At 43.7% G+C, this 4,531-nt stretch carries 6 protein-coding genes and 1 pseudogene; 2 read left to right on the top strand and 5 right to left on the bottom strand.

Going from position 1 to position 4,531, the window contains the following annotated elements:
• Positions 1 to 29 precede the first annotated feature (29 nt).
• Positions 30 to 344 carry an HAD-IIB family hydrolase gene (locus tag H6S82_RS19680; protein ID WP_242057032.1) on the top strand — a complete coding sequence of 105 codons (315 nt, stop codon included), beginning with the start codon at positions 30 to 32 and terminating at the stop codon, positions 342 to 344.
• A 262-nt stretch (positions 345 to 606) separates the two neighbouring features.
• On the opposite strand, the gene H6S82_RS19675 is transcribed toward H6S82_RS19680, so the two are convergent.
• The 5 genes from H6S82_RS19675 to ndhL all read right to left on the bottom strand — a co-directional run bounded on the left by H6S82_RS19675 (position 607) and on the right by ndhL (position 3,043).
• Positions 607 to 1,068, bottom strand: coding sequence for a hypothetical protein (locus tag H6S82_RS19675; protein WP_190472246.1), 462 nt, complete (start codon positions 1,066 to 1,068; stop codon positions 607 to 609).
• A 59-nt stretch (positions 1,069 to 1,127) separates the two neighbouring features.
• Positions 1,128 to 1,490, bottom strand: a complete 363-nt coding sequence (locus H6S82_RS19670; protein ID WP_190472248.1) for a group 1 truncated hemoglobin — start codon at positions 1,488 to 1,490, stop codon at positions 1,128 to 1,130.
• Positions 1,491 to 1,616: 126 nt separating this feature from the next.
• Positions 1,617 to 2,420, bottom strand: coding sequence for a tryptophan synthase subunit alpha (gene trpA / locus H6S82_RS19665; protein ID WP_190472251.1), 804 nt, complete (start codon positions 2,418 to 2,420; stop codon positions 1,617 to 1,619).
• A 45-nt stretch (positions 2,421 to 2,465) separates the two neighbouring features.
• Positions 2,466 to 2,807, bottom strand: coding sequence for a DUF3007 family protein (locus H6S82_RS19660; protein WP_190472259.1), 342 nt, complete (start codon positions 2,805 to 2,807; stop codon positions 2,466 to 2,468).
• Positions 2,808 to 2,830: 23 nt separating this feature from the next.
• Positions 2,831 to 3,043, bottom strand: a complete 213-nt coding sequence (gene ndhL / locus H6S82_RS19655) for an NAD(P)H-quinone oxidoreductase subunit L (RefSeq protein WP_190472262.1) — start codon at positions 3,041 to 3,043, stop codon at positions 2,831 to 2,833.
• Positions 3,044 to 4,173: 1,130 nt separating this feature from the next.
• Here ndhL and H6S82_RS19650 point away from each other — a divergent pair.
• Positions 4,174 to 4,531: pseudogene (locus H6S82_RS19650) on the top strand (hypothetical protein); the annotation flags it as partial.

The following is a 4,531-nucleotide window of genomic DNA, read 5'->3' as shown; positions in this document are numbered from 1 at the left end:
AAGTAGGGGGAAAGTTCAAAAGTTAATCTATGCGCTACCTTGCTCTCGCCTCTGACTATGATGGAACGCTTGCTACACATGGTACTGTCAGCGCAGAAACTGTAGTGGCGCTGGAACGTTGGCAGCAATCGGGTCGCAAATTAATTTTAGTGACGGGACGAGAACTGGAGGATTTGATGGGTATTTTCCCTCATATCAACTTGTTCGATCGCATCGTACTGGAAAACGGCGCTTTACTATATCATCCCGCCACTGGTGAGGAAAAGCTGCTGGGCGATCGACCGCCGGAAAAATTTATCAAACCATTAAACGAGAAAAATGTCAATCCCCTTACCGATGCTTAAAGAAGATGCCGATTTCGTTACTCACGGCGATCGCGGTGCTGGCGTTATCGAAATTATTGATAAAATGATGGCTTCGGACTTATAAGCTAAATTTGTTCATCTACCATAAGATAGATGCGCCCTGAATTCTTTACTCCTCCTTTTAGTATGCCCCAGAATTTGCAAAAGGTAACATCTAGGCGGCAGGGAAAATGAAAAAATTTGTATTCTGTGTGGCGGCTGCGATTTATGACGATCGATAAAGTGCGATCGCCAGCTTTTACTAGGTTTCATTTTGAGGCTTTAACACCTGCAACAGCAAGTCCAAAAGCTGTTCGATTTCATAATGAAAAGACCAGAGAAATACAGAATAAATAAACAGTAACTGAAATAGGACGATCGGCAAAATGATTGCCAAGTCAATAGGAGAACTTAGTGAAAAAAACAAGATCGCACCACAACTATACATTCCCATAAATGCACAAAATATATAAAGTTGATTTGACTTTATACCAATTTTTAGTTGTAATCGAGTCCCGACTCTCTCTGGATCTGGTTGAATATAAACTTTTGTCACTAAAGGTCTTTTCCGGTAGCCTTCTGGCCCAATAATTTTGATAAAGTTACGATCGAGTATAAAGGAATATTTATAAGTTTTCCTACCAAATAACTGGGACTCTATTACTAAGGGTCTGTAAGAAAGTCGCGTCAGTATACGGCGCACTTGTTCTGTTGCAAGCGGCACGTAAAGTTTTGATTCTTTGTAAGGTAGGAAGCAAAATAGAAGTTGCCGCAATTCAATTATTACTTGTACAAAACAGCGTCTTTCAAACTCGCAACGCGATCGAGTGCTGTATTGATATCGTCTTGCGATATCCCATATGCAGTCATTGCTTCACCCAAATGTTTGGCGATCGCATCAAAATGTTCTGGCTGTAAATTCAGTCCTGCGTGCGCCTTTTCCATCGATCGGCCTGTGTATTGCGGCCCACCTAGAGCGTAGGAAATAAAAGCAGTTTGATGGCGGCGCTGCTTTTTCATGTCTGTATTAGCGAAAAATTTATTGACTGTATCGTCAGCCAAAACATGGTTGTAAAAATCATCTACTATTTGCTCGATCGCTGCTTGTCCGCCAACTTTTTCGTATAAAGATTTTTCTGTGTCCATATGAGTTTCGATTGCGATCTACTGTTATATTTTATCTATAAATACAGTAGGTTGGGTTGAGGTAACGAAACCCAACCTAAATCTTAACTTTGTTGAGTTTCGCTCTTACCTCAACTTAAGCTTGATTCAAGTTACAGTTGAGATCGCCTGCTTTAAACTCTGGCAAAACTCTTCAATTGCTTTCAATCCCTTTTCCGGCTCTCCATCTGCCAAACGTTTGACAATGGCGCTACCCACAATTGCCGCATCAGCACCCCAATCTCTCACCTGACGGGCGTGTTCCGGTGCGGATATACCAAAACCGACACCGATCGGTTTGTCGGTGACGCCCCGCATCTGCTTGAGTAAATCTTCAACTCGCGTTTCCAGTCCGGAACGCATCCCCGTGACGCCGGTCACGCTAACCAAATAGATAAATCCTTGGGACTTTTGGGCGATCGCTGCGATGCGTTCTTTGGAACTGGTCGGAGCGACTAATAATACCACATCAATGCCCAATTTTGCGGCTGGGTTCAACAAACCTTCAGCTTCTTCTAGGGGTAGGTCGGGTACGACTAAACCGCTGACTCCCACTTTTGAAAGCTGGTGTAAAAATTTGTCAATGCCGCGATTGATAATGGGATTGTAGTAGGTAAAGAGGACGATCGGCGATCGCAATTCTGGGATAACGCCCTCTAGCATTTGGAGAACATCATCTAATTTAACTCCGCGTTGGAGGGCGCGAGTAGCCGCCGCTTGAATCACCGGGCCATCTGCCAAAGGGTCGGAGTAGGGGACACCGAGTTCGATGATATCAGCACCGGTGCGATCGAGAATCCGCAACGCCTTAGCTGTTGTTTCTAAATCTGGATCGCCAGCCGTTATAAAAGGAATCAGAGCGCACTGAGAGCGAGAGCGTAAGGCTGCAAAACAATCGGAAATTAAGGTCATTTGTGAGTTGCCAGTTGTCAGTTGTCAGTTGTCAGTTGTCAGTTGTCAATTTTCTTCCTTTGGACTGATGGCTGACCGCTGACCGCTAACCTTTTCTTGTTCGATTTCGGTTTCGATTTTTGCCAGTTCTTCCGGAGTCAGTTCTTCCAGCCGTTTATTCACTACAGCTTCTTCGTAGTCTTTCAGTTGCTGGTTATAGGTCATCTGTTTATTGCCAACTCGGAATATGTAAGTCAACAGCCAACCGATGATACCCACAACCAAAAATGCCTGACTCCAGATTCCAGCTTGCTGGCTATCTAGCCCAGCTACTTGCAAAACAAGGTAAGCTATTCCGCCTGCGGCAAAGATACCCAGGCCAATAACTATAACGTCAATCCGTCGCATTTATGGTTGAGCGATGAGAATATTTAAGCTTCAATTTGCCGCCGCTTGGGTCGAAAATTTAAAAACGGGGCAAGCACTAACAGTCCGGGGAAGAAAAAGAAAACCATGAAGTACATAAAGCCACGCTCGATCGAGCTAGCCACATACCAACGGTTTTGCAGGTAGATATATACTGCCACGGGAATCACTAGCAGGTAAGCTCCACCCAAAATCAAATACAGAAGCGCAATCAGCATTGGTTTTATCGCAGCAGCAACTTTCAATAAGGGCTTTTCGAGAAGCAAAAGGCAGGCTTTTGCCTTCGCTGAGGATAGGGCAAGAGCGCTCTGGGCGACTAGCCCGGAGTCGGTGTTACCGATTCGTTAACAGCAAATCTAGGACTGGACTTACACCCAGGCTTAGACCCATGCTCAATACATTTTACACTTAGAAGTCGGTTTTCTTAAACAAACCCAGTTTCTTGCGGAGACTGCCTTGCCGAATCCAGTTAAATGGTGTAATAATAGAACCCGCGACTAACAAAACCGAAGCGAACCTTGGGGGCGTGGCGGAATGGTAGACGCAACGGACTTAGGAAACTGAGCCTTGATAGAGAAATCTGTCAAGTGACCGCTCTCAAATTCAGGGAAACCTAAATCTGGCGACAGACAAGGCAATCCTGAGCCAAGCCTAAAAATTTTAGATTTGAGATTTTAGATTTTAGATCGGCGCTCAATCCAAAATCGAACATCCAAAATCCAAAATTGAGGGAAGGTGCAGAGACCCGACGGGAGCTACCCTAACGTGAAGGCGAGGGTAAAGGGAGGGTCCAATTCTCAAAGCCTGGTAATTGTACCCCAGGCAGTAGTGAAAGCTGCGGGAGAATGAAAATCCGTTGGCCTGAATAAGGCCGTGAGGGTTCGAGTCCCTCTGCCCCCATTTTAATTGAGTCGAAATTTGGTTGAGAAATTTGGCGAAATTCAGCCAGTGGGAATGTTTGCACCCAAAGCAGGACATTCCGGCGAGCGGCAAGGGTATATAGCTGGTTGCCAAAGAAAAATGGTACAAGTATATTGAAGTAAGCCCGCTGGTTTAACAAAAGCGTAAAAATGTAATGCTACCTAAACTAAAAATAACCAGTCTGGATTCAGTGTGGGCTAAAGGAGAAGGAAACTAGCAGTTTTTTGGATAAAAAACTAGCTAGAGATGCTTCTTGTACAAAAATATCATCAGCTGCGGTCGATCGGCTAAGCTAAATTCAGATAATTGACAAGTAATTAGTTTGCACAAGTTAAGTAACTGAGGCTAAACTGCAATCATACTCAGTCAGGGTGCCATCAACTGTTTCGTTACAACTCAATCAGGGATTACTACCTCTTTAAGCAGAATGATCGGGGATGGTCTACTAACGGTTCATCAAGCGGATACCCTTATCCAGTTAAACCGACAAGGTTCGGGTCTTGATAAATTTCAAGGCATTATTTATAAATTTCTGTTGGCGATTGTTAAAGAATCTCCTTCAGAAGCTGTATTGTGTGAATTTAGGAATTTATTCATATATCAAGTTGGTTGTGCTAATACAGAAGCGCTTAATGCTCTCTATAAAATCATTTTTGAAAAAAATGAAGAGGAGTTTAGAAACACTCTCAAGCGGTCTTGTTATATTCTGATTAATAACTGGGATGCCAGCAGGAATCATAAGGCTATACAAGAATTAATTCAGCTATTAGGCGAGGCAAAAATTA

The organism is Planktothrix sp. FACHB-1355 (genome assembly GCF_014748295.1).
GTDB classification, from domain to species: domain Bacteria; phylum Cyanobacteriota; class Cyanobacteriia; order Cyanobacteriales; family Aerosakkonemataceae; genus Aerosakkonema; species Aerosakkonema funiforme_A.
Note: the sequence above shows the minus strand (reverse complement) of the source record. Positions and strands in the feature narration are given on the sequence as shown.